Source organism: Streptococcus oralis subsp. tigurinus (assembly GCF_002093575.1).
GTDB lineage: Bacteria > Bacillota > Bacilli > Lactobacillales > Streptococcaceae > Streptococcus > Streptococcus oralis_CH.
This window is the reverse complement of the sequence record NZ_LNVH01000005.1, coordinates 77,552-101,974: the sequence shown is the minus strand read 5'-3', so window position 1 is coordinate 101,974 and position 24,423 is coordinate 77,552. Positions and strand designations below refer to the sequence as shown.

Here is a 24,423-nt window from a genome sequence, read left to right as displayed (position 1 = left end):
TATGAGTAAATCATTAATTTTGGTGAGTCATGGTCGTTTCTGTGAAGAACTTAAAGGTAGCACAGAAATGATCATGGGTCCACAGGACAACATTCATGCAGTGGCTCTTCTTCCAGAAGATGGTCCAGAAGAATTTACTGCAAAATTTGAAGCTGCTATCGAAGGATTGGATGATTTCCTAGTCTTTGCGGACCTTCTCGGTGGTACACCATGTAACGTGGTAAGCCGTTTGATCATGGAAGGTCGCGACATTGAACTCTACGCAGGGATGAATCTTCCAATGGTGATTGAATTTATCAATGCAAGCCTTACAGGTGCAGATGCGGATTATAAGAGCCGTGCTGCGGAAAGCATTGTGAAAGTTAATGACCTGTTAGCGGGCTTCGATGATGACGAAGATGAATAAGACTCTTCGAAAATCAAATTCAAATCACGTCAGCGTCGCCTTGCCGTATATATGTTACTGACTTCGTCAATCTTATCCGGCAACCTCAAAGCAGTGCTTTGAGCAACCTGCGGCTAGCTTCCTAGTTTGCTCTTTGATTTTCATTGAGTATACGATGTGACAACGTGAAAACCGTTAGAACAGCTTGTATAGAATATACATGGGAATGGGAGTCACTCCATTCCCATATTTTCAATAGGAATGAAACAACAATAGATTAGAGGAACTCTATGCTAAATTACACAAAAGAAGAATTACTTGAACTGGGTGCAGAAATCACGACTCGTGAGATCTACCAACAGCCTGATGTATGGAAAGAGGCTTTTGAAGCCTATCAAGCAAAACGAGAAGAAATTGCAGCCTTTCTGAAAGGAATCGCTGATAAACATGACTATATCAAGGTCATCTTGACGGGTGCTGGTACTTCTGCTTATGTGGGAGATACCTTGGTACCATACTTTAAGGAGGTCTATGACGAACGCAAATGGAATTTCAATGCCATTGCGACAACTGATATCGTAGCCAATCCAGAAACCTATCTGAAAAAAGATGTGGCAACTGTCCTTGTATCCTTTGCTCGTAGTGGAAATTCACCTGAAAGTGTGGCAACCGTTGATTTGGCTAAAGCCTTGGTTGACGACCTCTATCAAGTGACCATTACATGCGCTGCAGAAGGGAAATTGGCTCTTCAAGCTCATGGTGATGACCGCAATCTTTTGCTCTTGCAACCAGCTGCTTCCAATGATGCTGGATTTGCCATGACTTCTAGTTTTACGTCTATGATGCTAACAGCTCTCTTGGTTTTTGATCCTACAGAATTTGCTGTGAAAGCTGAACGTTTTGAAGTTGTGACTAGCCTTGCGCGTAAAGTTCTAGACAATGCAGCAGATGTTAAAGAGCTGGTTGACCTCGACTTTAACCGTGTTATCTACCTAGGCGCTGGTCCTTTCTTTGGACTTGCTCATGAAGCTCAGTTGAAGATTTTGGAATTAACAGCTGGTCAAGTTGCGACCATGTATGAAAGCCCAGTTGGCTTCCGTCACGGTCCAAAATCATTGATCAACGAAGATACAGTTGTTTTGGTATTTGGTACAACGATAGACTACACTCGCAAGTACGATTTGGACTTGGTTCGTGAAGTGGCTGGTGACCAGATTGCTCGTCGTGTTGTGCTCTTGAGTGATCAAGCCTTTGGTCTTGAAAATGTCAAAGAAGTAGCCCTTGGTTGTGGCGGTGTCTTGAACGATATTTACCGTGTCTTCCCTTACATCGTTTATGCCCAACTCTTTGCCCTTTTGACTTCACTCAAAGTAGAAAATAAACCAGATACACCATCTCCTACAGGTACCGTAAACCGTGTGGTACAAGGTGTTATCATTCATGACTATCAAAAGTAAGGAAGTGTCTATGAGTAAATTACAATTAAGTCCCAATAAAGTTGCCTGCCTGCAAAAACTTTCAGATGAAAATGGAATCATTTCAGCTCTTGCCTTTGACCAACGTGGTGCTTTGAAACGCCTCATGGCTCAATACCAAACGGAAGAACCAACAGTTGCTCAAATGGAAGAACTCAAAGTCTTGGTTGCAGATGAATTGACAAAATACGCATCATCTATGCTTCTTGACCCAGAGTATGGACTTCCAGCTACAAAAGCGCTTGATGCCAATGCTGGTCTTCTCCTTGCTTATGAAAAAACTGGTTACGACACAACAAGCACCAAACGCTTGCCTGACTGCTTGGATGTTTGGTCTGCAAAACGTATCAAGGAACAAGGTGCAGACGCTGTTAAGTTCTTGCTTTACTACGATGTAGACAGTTCTGACGAACTCAACCAACAAAAACAAGCCTACATCGAACGTATTGGTTCTGAGTGTGTGGCAGAAGACATTCCATTCTTCCTTGAAATCTTGGCTTACGATGAAAAAATCGCTGATGCTGGCTCTGCAGAATACGCCAAAGTAAAACCACATAAAGTTATCGGTGCCATGAAAGTCTTCTCAGACCCACGCTTTAACATCGATGTCTTGAAAGTAGAAGTTCCAGTAAATGTTAAATACGTTGAAGGCTTTGGCGATGATGAAATTGTGCATACTCGTGAAGAAGCAGCAGCCTTCTTCAAAGCACAAGATGAAGCGACTAACTTGCCATACATCTACTTGAGTGCTGGTGTATCAGCTAAACTCTTCCAAGATACTCTTGTATTTGCCCATGAATCAGGTGCAAACTTCAATGGTGTTCTTTGTGGCCGTGCTACATGGGCTGGTTCAGTTGAAGCCTACATCAAAGATGGTGAGGCAGCAGCTCGTGAATGGCTTCGCACAACTGGATTTGAGAACATTGACGAACTCAACAAGGTTCTTCAAACAACATCGACTTCATGGACTGAACGTGTAGAAGCATAAAACAAGAATAGAAGAATCCCCATTTGTTAAGAAGAGACTTAAGGTTTTCTGACAAAGGATTCTGAAAATAGAAACTACAACCATAGATGGTGAATACACTTTCTATGGTTTGTTTACTTAAGAGAAATGGATCAAAGGAGAACAGAATGAAAGCATACACAGAGCGTGTATTTGGAAATCATGAGGGCAAGGATGTCTTGGCCTATCGCTTTGAGACTGACAGTGGCTACCAACTAGAAATCATGACCTATGGTGCGACCATCTTGCGCTATGTCACACCTGACAAGGCTGGAAACTTTGCCAATGTGATCTTGGGCTTTGATGATTTTGATAGCTATGTAGGCAATAGTCCCAAGCATGGAGCAAGTGTAGGTCCTGTAGCGGGCCGTATCGCGGGTGCGACATTTGAGCTCAATGGTCAGACCTATAATCTTGAAGTCAACAATGCTAGCAACTGTAACCACAGTGGTTCAACAGGTTGGGATTCGAGTTTGTTTGAATTGGTCGAAGTGAGCGACCATGGCTTGACTCTCTACACAGAACGTACAGACGGGACAGGAGGATTTCCTGGTAATCTTAAGATTTGGATTAGCTACCACTTGGAAGAAGCTGGTGTCTACGAAGTCAGCTATAAGGTGACGACAGATCAGGATACGCTGGTCAATCCAACTAATCACAGCTACTTCAACTTGTCTGGTGATTTCACGCAGACAGTTGACCGCCATGTTTTCCAACTAAATACGGAAGGCATTTACCCAATCGCTCCAGACGGTGTTCCAGCTAAGACTCCAGATGCTGATCGTGATGTAGTGAAACACATCTACAATGGTGCTTTGCTCAAGGATATCTTTGCAGAGGACGATGAGCAAATCCAGCTGGTATCTGGTTTGGATCACCCATTTGCTCTTCCTGCAGGTCATGACAATGCTGGTTTCCTTTATGATCAAAACTCAGGTCGTTTCCTGCTTTTCAAGACAGAGGCCCCTTGCCTTGTGGTCTACACAGCAAATTTTGTGGATGAGAGTGTCATCATAGGAGGCCAGCCGATGGTGCAACACAATGGGATTGCCCTTGAAGCGCAAGCTTTACCAGATGCCATTCACAGCGACCTCAAAGACCAAGTCATTCTCAAAGCAGGGGAAACTTTCACCAGCAAAACTCGTTATGAGCTTGTTGTCAAATAAAAAGAAGAGCTGGTTTCCAGCTCTTTTGAGTTGTCTTCGTTGACATTTTATTTCAACAGTGTATAATTGGTGTAATATATGAAGTTACAACAAAAAGGAGACACCCTATGACTTATGCTTACCAAAGCCACATTTACCTAGCAGAGGCGGTTTTAAATGTCAAGGATTTGAAGAGTCAAACGGCTTTTTATCACCAGATTATTGGCTTGGAGATTTTATCTCAAACAGAGACAGAAGCGATTTTGGGACTTGGTAGAAAAGCCTTGGTTCACTTGATTCAGGCAGAAAAGGCTGGCGAAGTAAGGGAGCATTATGGGCTCTATCATTTGGCGATTTTGTTGCCAACACGAAAAGCCTTGCAGATGTCTTGAAACACCTAAGTGACTTGCGGATTCCTCTGGTCGGGGGTGCGGATCATGGATACAGTGAGGCCATTTATCTAGAGGATTTGGAAGGAAATGGCATTGAACTCTACCGTGATAAACCAGTTTCTTCATAGGATATTCGAGAAGACGGCCGCATTATCGGTGTGACCGAAGCCCTTGCGGCACAGGACATTTATGAGTTAGGGGAAAAGGTGGATTCCTTTATCCTAGCTGAAGGGACGAGAATGGGGCATATCCATCTATCGGTGAAGGATAGCCACGCGGCGAGTCAGTTTTATCAAAAGGTGTTGGGGCTAGAGGATAAATTTAGCATTCCTAGTGCTAGTTGGATAGCGGCAGGTCAGTACCATCACCACCTGGCTGTCAACGAATGGGCTGGAAAAGGTCTGGCTCCGCGTGAGCAAGGCTTGCCAGGCTTGGCCTACTACGTCCTTGAGGTCGAAAGCAAGGAAGAACTCTTAGCCATCGTTAAGCAAACACAAGAGCTAGAAGCACCGACCAAATGGCTAAATTCAAGTGAGTTGGATTTGGTAGACCCGGATGAGATTGTGACCCGCATTCGCTTGGCACGATGAGAAAGAGACGTCATTTATTTTAGAGACATAGAAAAAGGCGGACAAGCTCGTATTCTGTTTTTAGAATGCGAACTTGTTCGCTTTTTATGAAATGATAAAGGGTAAAAGAGCTATAGCTATAACCAGACTGTAAAGGTAATCACCTGTTTTTTGTAGGTGACAAATATTTTACCTCTAAATAGGCTGACGAGATGCTGAGCCATAGAGAGGCCAATTCCGTGTCCAGATATGGTTTGGTTGTTGTGAGAGGTCTCCGCACGATAAAAGCGATCAAAGAAACGCTTAATATTAGCTGCTTGTCCATCCTTGTAATCATTAGAAATAGTGATGCAGGTTCGTTTGCGTAGTAGGCAATTTTTGCGTTGGAGTGTCAAGCGAATTGTTCCTGCTGGATCACAGTATTTGCGGGCATTGTCAAGAAGGATGCTAAGAAGCTCATAAAATTCTTCTTGGGCTACTTTTTCTACAACGTCTGCTTCAATAGAACTTTCAAATTTTTTATCTTCTTTGGTAAAGAGAGGAGCAAAATCTGAGGCAACCTTTTCAGCGATGACGGAGATATTTTGAGGAGCTAGTTTGATGTCCTCTTGTTCCTCGAGCCGAGCAAGTCGGATGAGTCTTCCAATCAAGTGGTTGAGTCGTTCCGTCTGTTCTTTAGTGCTGATACTCCACTCAGTCTCTCCCTCCATTAACTCCTGTAGCTCGGTATTGGCCGAAATGATGGCTAGAGGCGTTTTAAGTTCGTGTCCTGCATTGGTGATAAACATCCGTTGTTTTTCATAGTTTTTGATAAAAGGACGAATGACAATCCCTGAAATCAAGGTGAAGAGCAGTATGAGGAGGAGTAAGCTAGCTAGGGCCAGCCAGATAGAGACCTGAAGTAGGGTGTCGCGTTCGCGGATATAGTTAGTTGTCTCAAAGAAGACCAGTAGTTTCCCAGTCGTAGATTGGCTCACTTGGTAGGTAAAATAGCGTCCCTTATGAGTAATAGAACCATAAGTTTCTTGCTTTTTGAGGATGTTTGGGAGAAAACTTTTGACTTCAGACTCAGTTAAGGACTGGACATTTGTGAGGGAGATGGCGTAGTCATTTTCCTTTTTTCTGACGGAGAAGTATTGAAAATTATAGACAATCCCTTCTTGGATATTTTTCTCAGTCAGACTTTCTTTGATTTCGTCTGTAATAGGAAGTTTGCCCTCATTCTTGGTTAAGATAGAGAGGACGGTGTGGATGTTACCTTCCGTCTGAGTGTAGACGATACTATTCATCAAGACTAGAAAGAAGGTTAGAATCAGAGCAATGGCAAGAGTAGCCGTTGCGATAAATTTGATACGAAGTTTTCGAAACATCTAGTCACCTCCTGTCAATTGGAAGGGTCCTTCTGCAGCCCCAAGTATTTGTAAGCTAGACTGGACACTTTGGAGTTTTTGGCGTAGGTAGGAGATATAGAGAAAGACGAGCTCGTGATCCTGTTCTTCCAGCTCATCTGGCCAGACCTGCTCTAGTAGTTGTTGACAACTGAGGGGTTGGTTAGCGTGCTGGATGAGGAGAGTCAAGAGTTGGGTTTCCTTTTTCCCTAAACGAATGCTGTTTGTAGCAGCTAATTCTTGTTCGTCAATATCCAAGCGAGTATTTCCTAATTGGACTGTATCCGGGGTGTAGTCTTCCAGGCGGCGTGCAGTAGAACGGAGTCTAGCCAAGAGTTCCTTGAGCGAGAAAGGTTTGGTCAAGTAGTCGTCAGCACCTGCATCAAGTCCAGTTACGCGGTCATCCACTTCGGCCATGGCTGTCAACATGATGACGTGAGTCGTATTGCCTGCCTGGCGAATTTCTTTGAGGGCTTCGATTCCAGTTTTAATTGGCATCATGATGTCAAAAATCATGAGGTGATAGTGGTTAGATTTAGCCTTTTCGACAGCGTCTTGTCCGTTAAAAACAGAATCAACGCTGTAGCCTTCGCGTTCTAACGCAACAGTGATAACACGGTTTAGTTGGGTTTCATCTTCGGCAAGTAGGATTTTCATAGGTTCTCCTTAGTCTTGATCAGAGCACTGAATCAAATCACGGATGGTCTGCATGGTCAAGTCACAAGAAGCAAGCTCATCGGCACAACGTTTGAGCTCGCGCGTGATTCGCTCAGGATTTTGGATGTTTTTCTTGTATTTCATCTGGTGTTCGAGGCTAGCCCAGGAATCCATGGCAATTGTGCGCAGTTGAATCTCGATAAAATAGGTACCCTGGTCATTTCCCAGACAGTCTGGGTAGGGAGTGGTCACCTCTAGAATCAGATGATAGGAACGGTAGCCGTTGGGTTTGACCTGACGGATATAGTCTTTCTCTTTGAAAATATGGATGCTTGGCATCTGGCGAATATACTCTACGATGCGGTAGATATCATCTGTAAAGCCTGTGATAATTCGAACGCCAATAGCATCTCGTATTTCTTTAAGAGCAGATTGACTTGTCTGAGGAAGGCCCTTGCGTTGGCATTTTTCACGCATGCTTTTTTCTGTTTTGATGCGCGCATGCAAATGCTCATATAGTTTGAGGTTGGTTTCTTTTTTGTAATTGGCTGCGGCCTCATCTATGTCTTGAATAAAGGTTTGCAAAATGATGGGTAAATAGGCTTCACAGCTATCATAGATAGAATTCATAAGAACGTCCATTCTGAACAGTTTTTTACTATTATATCATGAAAACACAGATATGAGATAAGTTCCTACAAAGACAGATGGGATGAGAATTTTGACAAAGCCCCTTATTCGAGATATAATGAAGAAAAATCGAGCAAGGAAAAAGAAATGACAAACTCAAAGTATATAACACGCTTGAAACGTTCAGAGGGCCAGTTGCGTGGGATTCAAAAGATGATTGAAGAAGATCGTGATTGCGCTGATATTGTGACGCAATTGACAGCAGTGAAATCGAGTGTTGAGCGCGTGATTGAGATGATGATTACGGAAAATCTCACCGCCTGCATCAACCAACCACTAGATGATCCCGAGGCTCAAAAGGAACGCTTAGAAAAGGCCATCCGATACTTGATTAAACGGAAATAAACTAATTTTTTGAGACGATAGTTGCAAAGATCTCTACTATTAGAATAGTTTAATGTGAATCAAGCGAGGCTGGAAAAAGTCTTTAAAATTAAAAAACGCATACTATCAGGTGTTGAAAAGCCTTGATACTATGCGTTTTATTGTGGGGAGATTTATACTCTTCGAAAATCAAATTCAAACCACGTCAGCTTCACCTTGCCGTATATATGTTACTGACTTCATCAGTCTTATCTACAACCTCAAAGCAGTGCTTTGAGCAACCTGCGGCTAGCTTCCTAGTTTGCACTTTGATTTTCATTGAGTATTACTTCATTTTCTCCTGAAATTGAGTTGTTGCCCAGCTTTTTTTGCTTATTCTACTTGCCCAGGCCAAGCATTCATACCACCTTCTACATTGGTAACGGTGAGGCCTTGAGCTCTAAGAAATTGACAGGCAGATGCAGAACGTACTCCACCTTGACAGATAACATGGTATGCATGGTCCGGTTTGAGTTCTTTATAGCCTTGCTCCAAGCTACTTAACGGAAGATTTTTTGCACCTGGCGCATGTCCTGCTTGGAATTCATGTATTTCACGTACATCAATAAGATTTAGATTTTCATGTTGATATTTTTCATAAAAGTCAGCCATGCTGATACTAGTTTCCATATTCGACTCCTTCTGGCTTAGCCATTTTGTATAGTGAATAAGCGCCGTCAAGGTTTTGGACGGTAAATCCTGCTTGCTTGAGGATACGCTCTGCGATATAGCTGCGTAAACCACTGTGGCAGCTAACGATGTAGGCTTGGTTCTTGTCTAGTTCATCCAAGCGTTTCCGTAGTTCGTTTAGGGGGATGTGGATGGTGTCAACCTTAAGTCGACCATTTTGGAATTCGCCACTTGTCCGCACATCAAGGAATTTCTTTCCCTTAGCCAGTTCGTCTTCGAGCTGGTACCATTGAATATTGTCACTTAAACCTTCGATTAGGTTCAAGGCCGCGTAGCCCAGCATGTTGACGGGATCCTTAGCGGAGCCAAATGGTGGCGCATAGGTGAACTCCAATTCTGGTAAGTCAAAGACGGTGAGATTTCCCTTGATAGCAGTTGCAAGGATATCGATTCGCTTGTCAACACCTTTCTTCCCAACTCCTTGGGCACCATAGATTTTTCCAGTGGTTGGGTCAAAGAGGAGTTTCAAGGTCATATCAGTAGCGCCTGGATAATAACCAGCGTGATCTTTTCCACTGACATGAAGTGCCTTGTAAGGGAGTTGATTCATGCGAAGGATACGTTCGCTGAGACCAGTCGAAGCGGCTGTCATATCAAAGGTACGAACGATAGCAGTGCCGATACTGCCCTTGTTTGTACGACCAAGTCCTGCGATGACGTCCGCCACTTGGCGTCCTTGACGATTGGCAGGAGAAGCGAGAGAGATCAGAGCGTCTTGCCCCGTAATCTCTTGCTTGACGACGATAGCATCCCCAACTGCAAAAATATCTTTTTGACTGGTTTCATAATGCTCATCGACCAGGATCCCACCACGAAGTCCCAGTTCAATCCCCGCAACTTTTGCCAGTCCGTTTTCAGGTTCAACACCGACAGAAAGGATGGTGAGGTCAGAAGCGATCTTTTGCCCGTTTTCGAGAACGATGATTTTTCCTTGGTCTTCAAATCGAGTTGCAGACTGGGAAGTGATAACGCGAACACCGTTTGCCAGCAATTCTGCATGGACAAAGGCTGCCATTTCTTGATCTAATGGTGGCAAGACATGCGGTGCTTTCTCAACGATAGTAACTTGCAATCCACGTTTAGCAAGGTTTTCAGCCATTTCAAGCCCGATAAAGCCTGCACCGATGACGACAGCTTCCCTTGGATGATTGTCCAAGGCCGCCACAATCTCATCGAGATCAGGAACATTGCGAAGCGTGTAGGCATTCTTAGCTTCTGCCAAACCTTTAATGGTAGGAACAAATGGTTTAGCTCCTGGGGAGAGGATCAACTTGTCGTAGCTTTCTGTGAATTCCTGTCCATCATGGCGTACGGTCACAGTGTGCTTTGCTGGCGAAATGCTGATGACCTCGTGAAATGGTCGCACATCGAGATTAAAGCGTGCTTTGAGACTTTCAGGAGTTTGGACCAATAAACTATCACGGTTTGCAATTTCTCCTGAAACATAGTAAGGAAGTCCGCAGTTTGCAAAGGAAACAAAGGGACCTTTCTCAAAAATAGTGATTTCAGCGTCTTCCATGAGACGTCTGAGGCGGGTTGCTGCTGACATACCGCCTGCAACTCCTCCAACAATGATAACTTTCATTGACTTTCTCCTTTATGCTTTTAGATGACCTTACCTGTCCAAGCGCTCATACCGCCTCGAACATTGACGACATCGTAACCTTTTTTCTTTAGCTTTTTCGCAGCTAGTTTGCTTCGTACACCAGAATGACAAATGACATAGAGTGTTTCTTTTGTCGCAGGTATGTAAGAACCGATTTCTGTTAAAGGAACATTCTTGGCGTTTTTGATATGACCTCTACGGAATTCCGTAGGCGTTCGAACATCCAGTAGTTGAATCGGTTCCTTGAGTTTAACTTCTAACTCGCTGGTAGAAATACTGTCAATTTTTGTAAATAAGTGAAACATAGGCACCTCCAAATATACCCTTATGGGGTATATTAAACCATGAAGTCAAGCTTTTGTCAAGCAAGTTGTTTTGACTTGGGTATATTCGATGTTTTTAGGATTTGATCGCTTAAATTATGATATAATAAAAACATCAAAAGAACTTTGGTTGATACTTAAGAAAACTCTATGAACCGAAGATGCGAGGAGAAATATGCATAAAAAACCACACACACACACACACATATATATATATATATATATATAATTCCGCGAATAGCTAAGTTTTTTAATGTTTTATTTATACGTATACCTGTTACTTTTGTGGCAGGCTTTTTGCGTACCATAAGCATGAAGGAGGTGGCTCATGCTTAAGGATATTCGGATGGAAAATCAAGCCATCACATCTAAATCAGCCTTTCTCAAGGAGTTGAAGAGCAAACTTCCAGATTTCTTTGTAGGCGAAAGCTTTGATATGGACAAATTTAAGAGAAGTCTAGCTAAGGAGAGTATTCAAACGGAGTTATCTTCTGGGTACCAACTAGATTTTGTTGGAAAGAACTATGCAAAAAAACAAACGGGAGAGCTTTCAGAAACGGTGGTTGTCCCTAATATCAAGCATAATGAAGAGATGATTCATCAGAACAGCCGCAATCTCTTTTTTACGGGAGATAATTTGGAAGTTCTACGTCACCTGCAACCTGGTTATGAAAATAGCATCGATGTCATCTATATTGACCCGCCCTATAATACAGGATCGGACGGTTTTGTCTATCCTGATAGCTTTTCTCACAGCGATGAGAAACTCAAAGCTATGTTTGGTCTGGATGAGGAGGGACTTTCTCGGCTTAAGTCTATTCAGGGCCGTGCTACACACTCAGCTTGGTTAACCTTTATGTATCCTAGACTCTGGCTGGCAAAACGTCTTCTCAAGGATACGGGTATTATTTTTGTCTCTATCGATGATAATGAACAAGCTAATCTAAAGTTACTTATGGACGAGATATTTGGAGAAGGACAGTTTGTGGCTAATCTAGCTATTGAAAATAATCCCAAGGGAAGAAAAAATGGGAAATTTGTAGCTGTCAGTCATGAGACACTGTTAGTTTATGCAAGAGATTTTGACAAAGCCCTTCCGTTTGAAAATGTTGTAAGAAAAAACAAATTATTAAAAGATGAATATGGGTATTATTCCCATGGGAAGCGTGTTTTAGTTGGTGAAAGCACAAATAAACTAGCTGCTGATGATAATAAGAATTACTCAGTTTATTATAATGGAGAAGTGATTGAGCTAGTAACTGAGAAGATTGATGAAGTTAGAAGTGATTTGTTAGATAAAGGATATAAAGTTTATAAATCAATAAAAGATGGGGAACTTCTTGAAAATACTTACTCTAAAAGTAAGTTTCTAGAGTTATTTAATACAAAATCATTGATATTTAAAGAAGAGAGTATCTATGAAAAAGATAGAAATGTTTACAAACAACAAAAAAGTTTAATCAAATCATCTGATGAGTGGGATTTCAAAACGGAGACTGCTGGTTTTGTTTACGGAGAATTTGATTCAAAGAAACTGTTTTCAATGCCAAAAAATCCATCTTTTATTAAAATGTTATTAAAGATGTTTGGAAACAACTCTGCCACTGTTCTAGACTTTTTCGCTGGATCTGCGACAACAGCTGATGCAGTTATGCAGTTAAATGCTGAGGATGGAGGAAATCGTTGCTATATCATGGTACAGTTAGATCAGCCGACTTTTACGACAAACTCTGATGGCACAGAAAGCCCTGCAAAAGGGGGAGAAGCTGCCTATAAGGACGGCTATCGCTATATTGATCAAATTTCTCGTGAGCGGATTAAGCGTGCGAGGGCCAAAATTCTTGAGATAAATCCTAGTTTTCCTAACTTTGATGGTGGATTTAAGCATTATCAAGTAGTCAAGCCTGATCAGAAATTGTTGGAAGACTTGGATACGTATGATATTGAGACAGGAACTTTTATGGATGGATCTGGACAGATTAACTTGATCGGCGAAGATTATTTTGACGACATGTTGACACCTTTTTCAGCAGACTATCTGGGAGTTGAGGGAGGAGCCTTAGCGCACGAAACCATTCTGACAACTTGGAAGTTGTCTGATGGTTATGCAGTTGATAAGAAGGAAAAGCATCTTGATTTTGCTGGTTACCCTGCTATCCAACTGGATAATCGTTTATATTTGATTGAACAGGGCTGGACAGAAGAGCAGACAAAAGTATTAGTCAATCTTCTTGGTAGGCGCGAGCTGGAAGTTCAGACTATCATTCTATATGGTTATAGTTTTGAGATGACAGCCCTGCGTGAGCTTGAGTTAGCCTTGTCCAGTCTGGACAAGGTAGTTAAGTTGATAAAGAATTATTAGGAGGTCGTCATGAAACTATTTCTAGAAGAACTGCCCCATCAAGAAGAAGCTTTAAAAGCTATTATGGATGCATTTCCAAAGATTGATGATTGTAGTACGGATCCCGATATCAACTATGTCTATGCTAATCCTCTTCTCTATGGACGCTATGATGAGAAGAAATTTTTAGATGTCAAGATGGAGACAGGAACTGGTAAGACCTATGTATATACCAGACTTCTCTATGAGCTTCACAAGGAGAGAGGACTTTTTAAATTTATTATTGTCGTACCGAGTCCCGCTATCAAAGAGGGAACCAGACATTTTATCCAGTCGGATTATGCTAAACAGCACTTTTCTCAACATTATGGTAGCGTTCGTATTGATCTCAATGTTATCAATGCAGGGGACTTTAAAGTGAAAAGTGGCCGCAAAAACTTTCCAGCTCAACTGACAAGTTTTATCGAAGGCTCAAGGCTCAATAGCAATACGATTCAAGTTCTTCTAGTCAATGCAGATATGCTACGATCGTCTTCTATGACGAGTGACAAATATGATCAGACCCTTTTGTCTAACATCACACAGCCCATTGCAGCCCTTGAAAGGACGCGTCCAGTTGTTATTATAGACGAACCGCATCGTTTTCCCATTGACGGCAAAAATTATCAAGCGGTAACCAGTCTCAAGCCTCAAATGATTGTTCGCTTTGGGGCTACATTTCCTGAGGTGATGGTAAAAAATGGTCGAGTGGGACATTTAAAGAAACACTATTATCAAGACCAACCAGTCTATAACTTGACTGCTGTCAAGTCCTTTAATCAAGGGCTTGTAAAGGGGATTGATATTGCTTATCCTAAATTGACTAAAGAGGAAAGCCAAAATGTATGGAAGGTAGTGGGCGTAAAAGCGAAGGAGTTGACGCTGAAAAAAGGCAATTTGACAAGGACGCTAGCGGTCGGAGATAATCTTGCTGATGTTGATTCTGCTTTTGAGGGGGATGTTTTTTATGCAGGTTCCAAAGTGCTCAGTAATGGATTAGAATTGGCTGTTGGGATGATGCTCATACCTCACACCTTTGCTAACTCTTATCAGGAACTTATGATAGAAGATGCTATTGATAAGCACTTTATAAAGGAATGGGAACTTTTTAGTCGTCCGAATAATCAACCTAAGATTAAGGCTCTAACCCTTTTTTTCATTGACTCTATTGCCTCTTATCGAAAGAAGGATGGCTGGTTGCGTTTGACCTTTGAGCGTCTGCTTTTGGCTAAATTGCAAAGCAGGATAGCAGACATGGAAAAAATGTCAGATGCTATCAGTAAAGATTATTTAGGCTACCTTAAAGCAAGTCTATGTGACTTGCAGGCTGATACTCAGTCCATTCATGCAGGCTATTTCGGAGAAGATCGTGGGTCAAGTGCCGATGATATCCAAGCAGAAGTTGATGATATTCTTCATAATAAAACCAAGCTATTGTCTTTTAAAGATGGTGAAGGGAATTGGCTAACTAGACGCTTCCTCTTTTCAAAGTGGACGCTTCGTGAAGGATGGGATAACCCCAATGTTTTTGTTATTTGCAAACTTCGCACTTCCGGATCTGAAAATTCGAAGATTCAAGAAGTAGGTCGAGGACTTCGTCTTCCAGTTGATGAGAAGGGACGCCGTGTCACACAAGACGAATTTGTCTCTCGGTTGGATTTCCTCATTGGATATGATGAGAGAGATTTTGCCCAAAAATTAATTGGAGAAATCAACAACGACGCTCCAATTGAATTTAATAGAGAAAGATTAGATGAGCAAACGATTCGGTTGATTCTTAGCCATTATTCGGATTTGACGGAGAATGTCCTCAAAAATCAGTTGGGACAGAAGGGAATTATTGATTTTTCTATGACTTATCAAGAGGGAGGATGGGAGAAATTATGCCAGTTGTATCCCATCCTGACAGAACAGCAACTGAGAGGCGATAAGGTTCGTAATAGTAATGAGACAAGGCCTGTTACGCATGTTAAATTAAATCAAGACAACTGGAAACAGGTGAAAGAACTTTGGAGAGATTTTTCGAAGCGACGTATGATAGTTTTTGATGATGGAGCTGTTGACATATCACAACTTATGGATCAGATATTTTTAGATGAGACGCACTATGTTGTTGAATATTTTGGTATGATAAGGGAAAGTCTGGTAGCAGGGGATAGTGAAGTTGCTAGTTCAATGGAGACGGCTCGTTATAGGCATACGAGAGCTGGTATGGCGTATGGAGACTTCCTCAAAAAGCTGGTACAGGAAACGAATTTACCTATTACAGCATTACATAGGCGACTCTTAAAAGTATTGAAAAAAATTAGAAATGATAATATTCTAAATAATGAGACTTTGAAAAATTTGGTTAAAGCCTTTAAATGTGCTTTTGAGAAGAGTTATAGCACAGCTTATCGCTATGAAAGTTTGGATTTTCAAGCTATTACAACACTTTATGATGCTACAACGGATAGTTTTGTAAATGAAATTATTATTGGAAATTTAGGTACAAAAGAGTTGACTGAAGTTGGGAGGGAAGAACGATATCTTTACGACCGTCCACCCGTTTACTATGATAGTGAGAATCCAGAGAAAAAACTTCTTCAGCATCACTACGATAAGACAGTAACAGTATTCGGAAAACTTCCTAAATCTGCTATTCGTATTCCAAAATATACAGGTGGAACAACTAGTCCTGATTTTGTTTTTGTAATTGAAGGTGCTCAAAATAAGATTATTTATCTTTTTGTAGAAACTAAGGCAGATAATATGCGAGACACTGATAAATTAGCTATTGCTATTCAAGAGTATTTTTTTAATTCCTTGGGAAATCAAAATATTGTTTATCAGGTGGCAACGGATGAAGAGCAAGTTTATCAGAAATTGCGAGAACTTGGTACGAAGCAATGATTTTTATTATGGTTTCGATGTTCAGGAACCATTTCCTTGCTGAATAAAAAGTGATTTCCATTTTGGGAATCACTTTTTTACAACATCATGTAAACAATACATTGTGATTGATATAGACAAAGTGAACGATTTCTAATCGATAAATTGCAAGAATAAGTGAGCGTTGATAGTGTCCGAAAATTTGATATTATAGTATTCTTGACCTTTCAAAGGCTTTTTGATATGATGGGCTCCAAAGTAAGTATGAGGTGATACTATGACCAGTGAATACCAGAAAATGATAGCAGGAGAACCCTATCATCCGTTTGATTCCGAGTTACGGGCCTTGGCTCAGGCTTCTCGCCAAAAACAGGCTGCCTTTAACCGGGAAGAAGATCCCTTGAAGGGAGCCGAAATCATCAAGACTTGGTTTGGTTCAACCGGACAAAATCTCTATGTCAATCCACATCTGGTGGTCGATTATGGGGTCAATATCCATCTAGGGGAAAATTTTTATTCTAATTGGAACTTGACCATGCTGGATGTTTGTCCGATTCGCATCGGGAACAACGCCATGATTGGTCCCAACTGTCAGTTTTTAACCCCACTCCATCCACTGGATCCGGATGAACGCAATTCAGGGGTCGAATACGGCAAGCCCATCACCATTGGAGACAATTTCTGGGCTGGAGGTGGCGTCATCGTCCTTCCTGGAGTGACACTAGGAAATAATGTCGTTGCTGGAGCAGGGGCTGTGATTACCAAGTCCTTTGGAGATAATGTTGTCCTAGGTGGGAATCCTGCGCGTGTTATCAAGGAAATACCAGTAAAAGAAAACTAAAAAGAACAGCCTGGGCTGTTCTTTTTATGAACTCTAATCTTATAAATTTTTCTTCTTTTTTGCTTTCTTGGTCAAGGAAACATCGTACTGAGGGATGTTGGTTTTAAAAATCTATTAAAGGTAGTCTAAAGTTCAAAAATTGTTTTAGCAGCCCTTTCTAAAAAATTACTAGGCGAAATCTAATCCAAACTGAATTTAAGGAAACTTTCAGAAAAGTTTTAGTTTTGTTTCGGGAATCTTCTGTAGACTGTCTAGCTATATCATACGAAGGAGAGGAAAAAGGTATGAAATCAAAAAAATGGACCCTACTCGCAACGAGTTTAACGGCAATGGTGCTGCTGGCAGCATGTGCCCAGTCAACAACTACATCCAATACCAATGCAACGACAAATAGTGCCACAACAACTTCAACAAAGACAAACCAATCTTCCTATTTTACTGAGAAGGACTATGATACTTCTTATGATGAAAGTACAGCTTCTAAGATTGAGTTATCTGGCTCATCAGCAAACGTCTCTGGAGATGGGGTGACAGTCTCTGGATCAACAGTGACCATCACAAAATCTGGGACCTATGTGATTTCAGGTCAGTCTGACGGAGTGCAGATCAAGGTCGAGGCAGATAAGTCGGCAGATGTTCATCTAGTCCTAAAAGGTGCGACCATGACCAATACCAATGCAGCGATTTCAGCGACATCAGTTGGCCACGTCTACTTAACTCTAGCAGAGGGAACCACCAATAGTCTCTCTGACTCAAGCTCTAACAGCGACGAAAAGGCTGACGCAGCTCTCTTTTCTAAGGTGGATTTGACCATCAACGGGAAAGGAACTCTCAATGTAGATGGCAAGAAGAACAACGCTATCAAGGCCAATGACACTCTCTATATCACGGGTGGAACCTATAACATCACAGCAGTCGGCGATGCCTTTAATGTCAATGATGAACTCAACATCACTGGTACAACCATGACTATCGATGCCAAGGAAGATGGCGTAAAGGTCGACAATGATGACGATATGACTGTCGGTAATATGTATTTGGCTAACAATACCATAACAGTCACAGCAGGAGATGATGGAATTCACGCTTCTGGTAACCTAGTGATTGATAGCGGTACCTATACCGTTAAGAATTCAACAGAAGGGATAGAAGGAAAATCTATCACCATAAACGACGGCGATATCAATGTCTATGCGACAGATGATGGAGTCAATGCAGCAAATAAAAATGCCCAACAAAGTGAGATTTTCTTTACTATGAACGGTGGGAACCTGACAATAGAAGTTGGTCAAGGGGATACAGATCCAATCGACTCAAACGGGGATATCACGGTTACAGGTGGAACCATTAAAATGATTGGTCAAACAGGTTTTGACTTTGATGGAACGGCGACCTATACAGGTGGTGACATCTATCTCAACGGCGAAAAACAAACGGAAATCGTTAACTCTATGCCTGGAGGCGGTGGACCAAATGGAGGCCCTCAAGGAAATGGTGGTCCTGGCGGTCCAGCCCCTGGCGGACGAGGATAAAAAAGAATCTCCTTTCTCGAAAGAGAAGGGAGAGTTTTTATGTTTGAGAGATGGATTGTAGCTAAAACAACTCCCCATTAGGTCTTGAAAATTTCTTAGTCTGTTTCATATAAAAATGAGTAAAATGAATTTCCATCGCCAAGGTCATTAGAGTTGCGATAGCAATGACGATGGTAGGATTGGCTGAGAAAAGCAGAGGAAGAATAGGCCTTTAAAAAGTGGACAGGAAAGACGATATCGGAGTATCGAGAAGAGATTCAGAAACACTCCTAAAATCAGAGATATTTTTAATAAGCATCAGATAATATCATCTGGTGTTTTTATTTTTTTAAAGAATTTCAACTTTTTTCTTGACAAGTGAGTGATTACTCACTATAATAGGTTTATATTTAGTAAGTGAGTAATCACTCACCAAGGAGGAAGTAAATGAAAACATTACTACATTTACAAGATTTAGTAAAATCTTTTGACCATCAAATAGTTCTGAATCATGTCAGCTTTGAATTGCAGACAGGAGAAATTATAGGATTAATTGGTCCGTCTGGTGCTGGTAAATCAACTATGATTAAGACTGCGTTAGGAATGGAAAAGGCTGATGGAGGCGTAGCTTTAGTGTTAAATCACACTATGCCCAATCGCCATATTTTAGGAGATATTGGTTATATGGCCCAGTCAGATGCCTTATATGAGGCTTTGTCAGGTCAAGAAAATCTAGAATTTTTTGGTCAGCTAAAAGGGCTATCCAAAAGAGATCTGACAGCTGAAATTGCCCATGTGGCTCAAGTTGTGGATCTGACAGAGCATTTGAATAAAACGGTATCCGGTTATTCTGGAGGAATGAAGCGACGCTTGTCTTTAGCCATCGCGCTTCTGGGGAATCCTCAGCTCTTGATTTTGGACGAACCGACAGTTGGAATCGACCCTTCTCTTCGAAAGAAAATTTGGAAAGAATTATTCGCGCTTAGAGACAATGGGATTGGGATATTAGTTACTACCCATGTTATGGATGAAGCAGAGTTAGCGGATAAGGTCGGCTTGTTATTAGGTGGAAAAATCATTGCTTTTGATACACCGCAACACTTAAAAGATAGTTATCAAGTTTCAAGTATTGAAGAAGTATTTTTGAAAGCAGAAGGAGAGTAAGATGAGAACCATTGCTATTGCTAAAAAAGTTATCAAAGAATTGCTTCGTGACAAACGAACCTTGGCTATGATGTTTGTAGCGCCGGTATTTATTATGTGGCTGATGAACCTCATGTTTTCAGCTAGTACAACCGTGAATGTCAAGTTAGCGACACAAGATTTACCAACTGGTTTGGTAACGAAAATGGATGAGCTCGATCATGTGGACGTCGAGACTTATCAAGACTTAGATCAGGCTAAAAAAGCTCTAGCTGACGAGAAAGTAGATGCAGTCATATCGTATAAAGATGGTGAGTATCAGGTCGACTACGCAAATACGGATGCTTCTAAAACAACTATGACACGACAAGTGTTACGAACAAGTATCGTCAATGAAGGCACCGATCAGTTATTATCTCGTGTCAAACAGGCTCTTCCACAATTGAAATTAGATGCAAAGGCGCCTGAAATCAAAGAATCTTACCAATATGGAGATAAAAATACTGGATTCTTTGCACATATGATTCCAATTTTAATTGGCTTTGTGGTCTTTTTCTTTGTCTTTTTGATTTCTGGTATGGCACTTTTGAAAGAGCGCACAAGTGGAACCTTGGATCGCTTGTTAGCAACCCCAGTGAAACGTTCTGAAATCGTCTATGGCTATATGTTGTCTTACGGTATTATTGCGATTTTTCAAACGGCAGTTGTCGTCTTAGCAGCAATTTGGCTACTAGATGTAGAAGTTGTAGGAAATATTTTAAATGTTATAATAGTTAATGTGGTACTGGCTCTTGTAGCACTAGCTTTTGGGATTCTCTTGTCTACTCTAGCAAAATCAGAATTCCAAATGATGCAATTTATTCCTCTCGTGATTATGCCTCAACTCTTTTTCTCAGGGATTATTCCATTGTCATCCATGGGAGAATGGGCTCCAACTGTGGGGAAATTTTTGCCATTAACCTATTCTGGTGATGCAATAAGCCAGATTATTCTTTACGGACACAATCTTGGTGATATTTTGCCAAATCTTGGTGTTTTAATGATTTTCTTGATCATTTTAACAATTCTCAATATTGTTGGATTGCGTCGTTATCGTAAAGTTTAGAAATCAACATAAATAATGCTAAAAAGGTGTGAAGATTAGATGGATAAGACTGTTTTTGAATCGTTTGAAGATTACTTAGAAGAAGCGAATTACCCTCAAGGAAAGAAAAAAATCATGCAGGCAGCAGTGGATCTCATATCAACCAGGAGTTACCATGGGACCTCAACTCTTCACATAGCTGAGCGTGCTGGACTAAGTCAGGCAACTTTGTTTAAGTATTTTAAGACGAAGGATGATTTACTGACGGCTATTTTACATCCTGTAGTCCCAGGCATTTTCGGTAGTTTTTTTGAGGAACTCTTAGCTTTTGAAACGACAGAAGAGAGGGTTCGTTATCTCGTCCATGATCGTATGAGCTATCTCAAAAAAAATCGTGCTTTGATGAAAATCATTCTGCAGGAGAGTTTTTCAAATAAAAAACTAAAAAATGAACAGATTTTTATCTGGAATGCTATTCAAGATAAACTTCGAGTGCTTCATAAGGAATTGCTAGCAGATCCACGTGTAAATTCAGAGTTAACGATTCCTCAAATGGTTCGTATTTGTGTTGGTCCATTGTTGGCTTACTTCGCTCAGCTTTATATCGTTAGCGACAATGGAGAAATAAAAGAGGAAGACTTAGACTTATTAGAAAAACAGATTTTAGGTGGCTTGTGGAAATAAGGGAGTTCTAGAAGAACTAAGGTTTATTTACTTAACTTTCAAACAAGCTAAAAAAGACATGTTCTGCTTATTTCAGATTCATGTCTTTTTGTTATTGGATTTGATATGTTTTTATAAGTCCTCAATCACTTTGCCAAAACAGAAGCCGACCTCTCCAGCAGTGCAACGATTTTTTAAATGTATGGAAGAGGAGTTTACTGGCTTGCTAAAGACAACTCCTTGATACTCCGTCAGCTTTTGATACAATAGTACAAAATTAGAGGAGGTGGGTTATGATTCAGAAACATGCGATTCCCATTTTGGAGTTTGATGACAATCCCCAAGCGGTCCTTATGCCCAATCACGAGGGTTTAGACTTAAAGTTGCCAAAGAAGTGTATCTATGCATTTTTGGAGGAGGAGATTGACCGTTATGCTCAGGAAGTAGGGGCGGACTGTGTTGGTGAGTTCGTTTCTGCCACCAAGACTTATCCAGTCTATGTCGTTAACTACAAGGGTGAGGAGATCTGTCTGGCCCAGGCGCCCGTAGGCTCAGCCCCAGCTGCCCAGTTTATGGATTGGTTGATTGGCTATGGTGTGGAGCAAATCATTTCCACTGGAACCTGTGGCGTCCTAGCCGATATAGAGGAAAATGCCTTTCTCGTCCCTGTTCGGGCTCTGCGAGATGAGGGGACCAGCTACCATTATGCAGCACCTTCTCGTTATATGGAGATGCAGATTGAGGTTATCTCTGCCATTGAGCAAGTCTTGGAACAAAGAGGCATTCCTTATGAGGAAGTTATGACCTGGACGACAGATGGTTTTTACCGAGAGACAGCTGAAAAGGTTGCTTATCGTAAGGAAGAAGGTTGTGCTGTTGTGGAGATGGAGTGCTCTGCTCTTGCGGCAGTAGCTCAGTTACGTAGGGTTGTCTGGGGAGAACTGCTCTTTACTGCAGATTCCCTGGTGGATCTAGATAACTACGACAGTCGTGACTGGGGCTCGGAAGCTTTTGATAAGGCGCTCGAACTCTGTTTTGCTATTGTGCACCACATGTGAGTGCTCTTACTGTTTTTATGGTACAATGTAGCTATGTTATTCAAATCTTTTTTGGAAAAAATCAAGACGACTCTGGTTCGATTATCACCAGCCCGTCGTATCTTTTTAAGTTTTGCCCTAGTTATCTTCTTGGGTTCGCTCCTTTTAAGTCTTCCCTTTGTGCAAGCAACAACGTCACAAGCGACCTACTTTGACCATCTCTTTACGACTGTGTCCATGGTCTGTGTGACAGGGCTCTTCACCCAGCCGGTGGCCTCTACTTACAATATCTGGGGTCAATTGATCTGTATGCTCTTAATCCAGATCGGTGGTTTGGGGCTTATGACCTTTATTGGAATCTTTTATATCCAAGGGAAACAAAAGCTCAGTCTTCGTAGCCGTGAGACTATTCAAGAAAGTTTTAGTTATGGGGAAACCCAGTCCTTAAAGGACTTCATCCGCTCGATCTTTTTGACGACTTTTCTGGTAGAAGGGATTGGTGCCTTTCTACTGAGTTTCCGCTTCATTCCTGAATTTGGATGGGGGCGAGGGCTTTTAACCTCTATCTTTTTGGCTATTTCAGCTTTCTGCAATGCTGGATTTGATAATTTTGGAAGTACGAGTTTGGCAGTCTTTCAGACGGACCCTTTGATCAATCTAGTGATTGCAGGATTGATTATAACGGGTGGCCTAGGATTTATGGTCTGGTTTGACCTAGCTACCCAGTTTGGGAAAAAGAAAAAACGCCGTCTTCGCTTTCATACTAAGCTGGTTCTCTTTTTAACAGCGGGAATTTTGCTCTTTGGAACAGTATCGACTCTCTTAATTGAGTGGAACAACCCAGGGACGATTGGGAATCTCAGCGCTCCAGAGAAAGTGCTGGTTAGCTTTTTCCAGACTGTCAGCATGAGAACGGCAGGTTTTGCTTCTATTGATTACACCCAGGCTCGACCGGTCACCTTGCTGATCTACATCTTGCAGATGTTTCTGGGCGGGGCGCCTGGAGGGACGGCAGGGGGACTCAAGATTACGACCTTCTTTGTCTTGTTGGCCTTCGCTCGTAGCGAACTATTGGGCTTACCTCATGCCAATGTGGCTCGGAGAACTATTGAACCTCGAACCGTGCAAAAATCTTTTAGTGTCTTTATTATCTTCTTGCTAACATTCTTGCTGGGCTTGATCCTGCTAGGGATAACAGCAGAAGGAAATCCGCGCTTTATCTACCTCATGTTTGAGACCATTTCAGCCCTTGCGACAGTTGGAGTGACGGCGAATTTAACACCAGAGTTAGGCAAGTTAGCTCTCAGTATCGTTATGTTGTTGATGTTTATCGGCCGTATTGGCCCCTTGACACTACTGGTCAGTTTAGCAGAATACCAGCCAGACAAGAAAGATTTGATTCACTATATGAAAGCAGATATCACCATTGGATAAGAAAGGAAGAACGATGTCAGATCGGACGATTGGAATTTTAGGCTTGGGAATTTTTGGGAGCAGTGTTTTGGCTGCTCTTGCCAAGCATCATATGAATATCATTGCTATTGATGACCACGAGGAGCGCATTAATCAATTTGAACCCGTGCTGGCGCGTGGGGTTGTTGGAGATATTACGGATGAAGAACTCCTTCTATCAGCGGGAATTGACACCTGCGATACCGTAGTTGTTGCAACGGGGGAAAATCTGGAATCCAGTGTTCTTGCAGTCATGCACTGTAAGAGTCTAGGAGTGCCGACCGTCATTGCCAAGGTAAAAAGTCACATGGCTAAAAAAGTATTGGAGAAAATTGGTGCGGACTCGGTCATCTCACCGGAATTTGAAATGGGACGTTCGTTAGCGCAGAGAATTCTCTTTCATAACAGCGTAGATGTCTTTCAGTTGGACAAGAATGTTTCAATTGTCGAGATGAGAATCCCTCAATCTTGGGCGGGGAAAAGCCTTAGCCAGCTAGATTTACGTGGACGATACAACCTCAATGTACTTGGATTTCGTGACTATGAAAATGCTCCTCTAGATGTTCAATTCGGTCCTGATGACCTTTTACGGTCAGGCGCCTATATTATGGCGGTGATTAATAACCAACATTTGGATACTCTGACAGAGCTTAGTGAGTAGGAGAGGAAGGGCTACTTTTTCCAATAACTATTGAGTCAATATAAGTATTTTATAAGAGGGATTTAAGAAAAATTTTAACTTTTTCTTAATC

General features: G+C 41.6%; 21 protein-coding genes and 2 pseudogenes. 16 read left to right on the top strand and 7 right to left on the bottom strand.

Annotation, left to right across the window (positions count from 1 at the left end; genetic code table 11):
* Position 1 precedes the first annotated feature (1 nt).
* From ATE37_RS07695 to ATE37_RS07670, 5 genes and pseudogenes are all read left to right on the top strand, one after another.
* Positions 2–406, top strand: coding sequence for a PTS sugar transporter subunit IIA (locus ATE37_RS07695; RefSeq protein ID WP_000045700.1), 405 nt, complete (start codon positions 2–4; stop codon positions 404–406).
* A gap of 269 nt (positions 407–675) precedes the next feature.
* Entirely contained in the window at positions 676–1,842 is a 1,167-nt protein-coding gene (locus ATE37_RS07685; RefSeq protein ID WP_084868602.1) for an SIS domain-containing protein, read from the top strand.
* Positions 1,843–1,852: 10 nt separating this feature from the next.
* On the top strand, positions 1,853–2,848 hold the full coding sequence (gene lacD, locus ATE37_RS07680; RefSeq protein ID WP_084868638.1) for a tagatose-bisphosphate aldolase: 996 nt from the start codon (positions 1,853–1,855) through the stop codon (positions 2,846–2,848).
* A 146-nt stretch (positions 2,849–2,994) separates the two neighbouring features.
* Entirely contained in the window at positions 2,995–4,032 is a 1,038-nt protein-coding gene (locus tag ATE37_RS07675) for an aldose epimerase family protein (RefSeq protein WP_084868601.1), read from the top strand.
* 107 nt (positions 4,033–4,139) lie between these two features.
* Positions 4,140–4,993, top strand: a pseudogene (locus tag ATE37_RS07670) (VOC family protein).
* Positions 4,994–5,109: 116 nt separating this feature from the next.
* Here the strand turns inward: ATE37_RS07670 and ATE37_RS07665 are convergent.
* Genes ATE37_RS07665 through ATE37_RS07655 form a run of 3 tightly spaced genes read right to left on the bottom strand, consistent with a single transcriptional unit; the run spans position 5,110 to position 7,647 of the window.
* Positions 5,110–6,342 carry a sensor histidine kinase gene (locus ATE37_RS07665; RefSeq protein ID WP_084868600.1) on the bottom strand — a complete coding sequence of 411 codons (1,233 nt, stop codon included), beginning with the start codon at positions 6,340–6,342 and terminating at the stop codon, positions 5,110–5,112.
* Positions 6,343–7,017: a response regulator transcription factor gene (locus ATE37_RS07660; protein ID WP_084868599.1), complete on the bottom strand. Its 675-nt coding sequence runs from the start codon at positions 7,015–7,017 to the stop codon at positions 6,343–6,345. It lies immediately after the preceding gene.
* A 9-nt stretch (positions 7,018–7,026) separates the two neighbouring features.
* Positions 7,027–7,647, bottom strand: coding sequence for a GTP pyrophosphokinase (locus ATE37_RS07655; protein ID WP_084868598.1), 621 nt, complete (start codon positions 7,645–7,647; stop codon positions 7,027–7,029).
* Positions 7,648–7,794: 147 nt separating this feature from the next.
* Here ATE37_RS07655 and ATE37_RS07650 point away from each other — a divergent pair, with 147 nt between their 5' ends.
* Positions 7,795–8,052 carry a metal-sensitive transcriptional regulator gene (locus tag ATE37_RS07650; RefSeq protein WP_000185161.1) on the top strand — a complete coding sequence of 86 codons (258 nt, stop codon included), beginning with the start codon at positions 7,795–7,797 and terminating at the stop codon, positions 8,050–8,052.
* A 351-nt stretch (positions 8,053–8,403) separates the two neighbouring features.
* On the opposite strand, the gene ATE37_RS07640 is transcribed toward ATE37_RS07650, so the two are convergent.
* From ATE37_RS07640 to ATE37_RS07630, 3 genes are read right to left on the bottom strand one after another with little or no spacing between them, the layout of a single operon-like run.
* Positions 8,404–8,700 carry a rhodanese-like domain-containing protein gene (locus ATE37_RS07640; protein ID WP_084868597.1) on the bottom strand — a complete coding sequence of 99 codons (297 nt, stop codon included), beginning with the start codon at positions 8,698–8,700 and terminating at the stop codon, positions 8,404–8,406.
* A complete protein-coding gene (locus ATE37_RS07635; protein ID WP_084868596.1) occupies positions 8,690–10,345 on the bottom strand; it encodes an FAD-dependent oxidoreductase in 1,656 nt (551 codons plus the stop codon). The genes ATE37_RS07640 and ATE37_RS07635 overlap by 11 nt, the downstream gene beginning before the upstream one ends.
* A 20-nt stretch (positions 10,346–10,365) precedes the next feature.
* Positions 10,366–10,671 (bottom strand): rhodanese-like domain-containing protein, encoded by a 306-nt coding sequence (locus ATE37_RS07630; protein ID WP_084868595.1) that lies wholly within the window; start codon positions 10,669–10,671, stop codon positions 10,366–10,368.
* A 346-nt stretch (positions 10,672–11,017) separates the two neighbouring features.
* On the opposite strand from ATE37_RS07630, the gene ATE37_RS07625 reads away from it, so the two are divergent.
* The 4 genes from ATE37_RS07625 to ATE37_RS07610 all read left to right on the top strand — a co-directional run bounded on the left by ATE37_RS07625 (position 11,018) and on the right by ATE37_RS07610 (position 18,313).
* A complete protein-coding gene (locus ATE37_RS07625) occupies positions 11,018–13,051 on the top strand; it encodes a site-specific DNA-methyltransferase (RefSeq protein ID WP_084868594.1) in 2,034 nt (677 codons plus the stop codon).
* A 9-nt stretch (positions 13,052–13,060) separates the two neighbouring features.
* Positions 13,061–15,961, top strand: a complete 2,901-nt coding sequence (locus tag ATE37_RS07620) for a type III restriction-modification system endonuclease (protein ID WP_084868593.1) — start codon at positions 13,061–13,063, stop codon at positions 15,959–15,961.
* 256 nt (positions 15,962–16,217) lie between these two features.
* Positions 16,218–16,781 carry a sugar O-acetyltransferase gene (locus tag ATE37_RS07615; RefSeq protein WP_084868592.1) on the top strand — a complete coding sequence of 188 codons (564 nt, stop codon included), beginning with the start codon at positions 16,218–16,220 and terminating at the stop codon, positions 16,779–16,781.
* A 284-nt stretch (positions 16,782–17,065) separates the two neighbouring features.
* Positions 17,066–18,313 carry a carbohydrate-binding domain-containing protein gene (locus ATE37_RS07610; RefSeq protein ID WP_084868591.1) on the top strand — a complete coding sequence of 416 codons (1,248 nt, stop codon included), beginning with the start codon at positions 17,066–17,068 and terminating at the stop codon, positions 18,311–18,313.
* Positions 18,314–18,374: 61 nt separating this feature from the next.
* On the opposite strand, the pseudogene ATE37_RS10985 reads toward ATE37_RS07610, so the two are convergent.
* A pseudogene (locus ATE37_RS10985) lies at positions 18,375–18,509 on the bottom strand (low temperature requirement protein A); the annotation flags it as partial.
* Between the two features lie 230 nt (positions 18,510–18,739).
* Here ATE37_RS10985 and ATE37_RS07605 point away from each other — a divergent pair.
* From ATE37_RS07605 to ATE37_RS07575, 6 genes are all read left to right on the top strand, one after another.
* A complete protein-coding gene (locus ATE37_RS07605; RefSeq protein ID WP_084868590.1) occupies positions 18,740–19,456 on the top strand; it encodes an ABC transporter ATP-binding protein in 717 nt (238 codons plus the stop codon).
* 1 nt (position 19,457) lies between these two features.
* Entirely contained in the window at positions 19,458–20,540 is a 1,083-nt protein-coding gene (locus ATE37_RS07600; RefSeq protein ID WP_084868589.1) for an ABC transporter permease, read from the top strand.
* A gap of 39 nt (positions 20,541–20,579) precedes the next feature.
* Positions 20,580–21,203 (top strand): TetR/AcrR family transcriptional regulator, encoded by a 624-nt coding sequence (locus ATE37_RS07595; protein WP_084868588.1) that lies wholly within the window; start codon positions 20,580–20,582, stop codon positions 21,201–21,203.
* A 272-nt stretch (positions 21,204–21,475) separates the two neighbouring features.
* The gene (locus ATE37_RS07585; RefSeq protein WP_084868586.1) at positions 21,476–22,240 is read left to right on the top strand and encodes a nucleoside phosphorylase; all 765 of its coding nucleotides are present in this window, start codon (positions 21,476–21,478) and stop codon (positions 22,238–22,240) included.
* 33 nt (positions 22,241–22,273) lie between these two features.
* The gene (locus tag ATE37_RS07580; protein ID WP_084868585.1) at positions 22,274–23,653 is read left to right on the top strand and encodes a TrkH family potassium uptake protein; all 1,380 of its coding nucleotides are present in this window, start codon (positions 22,274–22,276) and stop codon (positions 23,651–23,653) included.
* 13 nt (positions 23,654–23,666) lie between these two features.
* Entirely contained in the window at positions 23,667–24,332 is a 666-nt protein-coding gene (locus ATE37_RS07575) for a potassium channel family protein (protein ID WP_001283889.1), read from the top strand.
* The last annotated feature ends 91 nt before the right edge of the window (positions 24,333–24,423 follow it).

Excerpts from the sequence above, each read along its gene's own strand:
- ATE37_RS07635 (WP_084868596.1), bottom strand. The coding sequence starts at position 10,345 with ATGAAAGTTATCATTGTTGGAGGAGTTGCAGGCGGTATGTCAGCAGCA.
- ATE37_RS07675 (WP_084868601.1), top strand. The coding sequence starts at position 2,995 with ATGAAAGCATACACAGAGCGTGTATTTGGAAATCATGAGGGCAAGGAT.
- ATE37_RS07640 (WP_084868597.1), bottom strand. The coding sequence starts at position 8,700 with ATGGAAACTAGTATCAGCATGGCTGACTTTTATGAAAAATATCAACAT.
- ATE37_RS07630 (WP_084868595.1), bottom strand. The coding sequence starts at position 10,671 with ATGTTTCACTTATTTACAAAAATTGACAGTATTTCTACCAGCGAGTTA.
- ATE37_RS07595 (WP_084868588.1), top strand. The coding sequence starts at position 20,580 with ATGGATAAGACTGTTTTTGAATCGTTTGAAGATTACTTAGAAGAAGCG.
- ATE37_RS07620 (WP_084868593.1), top strand. The coding sequence starts at position 13,061 with ATGAAACTATTTCTAGAAGAACTGCCCCATCAAGAAGAAGCTTTAAAA.
- ATE37_RS07580 (WP_084868585.1), top strand. The coding sequence starts at position 22,274 with ATGTTATTCAAATCTTTTTTGGAAAAAATCAAGACGACTCTGGTTCGA.
- ATE37_RS07575 (WP_001283889.1), top strand. The coding sequence starts at position 23,667 with ATGTCAGATCGGACGATTGGAATTTTAGGCTTGGGAATTTTTGGGAGC.
- ATE37_RS07600 (WP_084868589.1), top strand. The coding sequence starts at position 19,458 with ATGAGAACCATTGCTATTGCTAAAAAAGTTATCAAAGAATTGCTTCGT.
- ATE37_RS07685 (WP_084868602.1), top strand. The coding sequence starts at position 676 with ATGCTAAATTACACAAAAGAAGAATTACTTGAACTGGGTGCAGAAATC.
- ATE37_RS07660 (WP_084868599.1), bottom strand. The coding sequence starts at position 7,017 with ATGAAAATCCTACTTGCCGAAGATGAAACCCAACTAAACCGTGTTATC.
- ATE37_RS07650 (WP_000185161.1), top strand. The coding sequence starts at position 7,795 with ATGACAAACTCAAAGTATATAACACGCTTGAAACGTTCAGAGGGCCAG.
- lacD (WP_084868638.1), top strand. The coding sequence starts at position 1,853 with ATGAGTAAATTACAATTAAGTCCCAATAAAGTTGCCTGCCTGCAAAAA.
- ATE37_RS07655 (WP_084868598.1), bottom strand. The coding sequence starts at position 7,647 with ATGAATTCTATCTATGATAGCTGTGAAGCCTATTTACCCATCATTTTG.
- ATE37_RS07625 (WP_084868594.1), top strand. The coding sequence starts at position 11,018 with ATGCTTAAGGATATTCGGATGGAAAATCAAGCCATCACATCTAAATCA.
- ATE37_RS07665 (WP_084868600.1), bottom strand. The coding sequence starts at position 6,342 with ATGTTTCGAAAACTTCGTATCAAATTTATCGCAACGGCTACTCTTGCC.
- ATE37_RS07585 (WP_084868586.1), top strand. The coding sequence starts at position 21,476 with ATGATTCAGAAACATGCGATTCCCATTTTGGAGTTTGATGACAATCCC.
- ATE37_RS07615 (WP_084868592.1), top strand. The coding sequence starts at position 16,218 with ATGACCAGTGAATACCAGAAAATGATAGCAGGAGAACCCTATCATCCG.
- ATE37_RS07695 (WP_000045700.1), top strand. The coding sequence starts at position 2 with ATGAGTAAATCATTAATTTTGGTGAGTCATGGTCGTTTCTGTGAAGAA.
- ATE37_RS07605 (WP_084868590.1), top strand. The coding sequence starts at position 18,740 with ATGAAAACATTACTACATTTACAAGATTTAGTAAAATCTTTTGACCAT.
- ATE37_RS07610 (WP_084868591.1), top strand. The coding sequence starts at position 17,066 with ATGAAATCAAAAAAATGGACCCTACTCGCAACGAGTTTAACGGCAATG.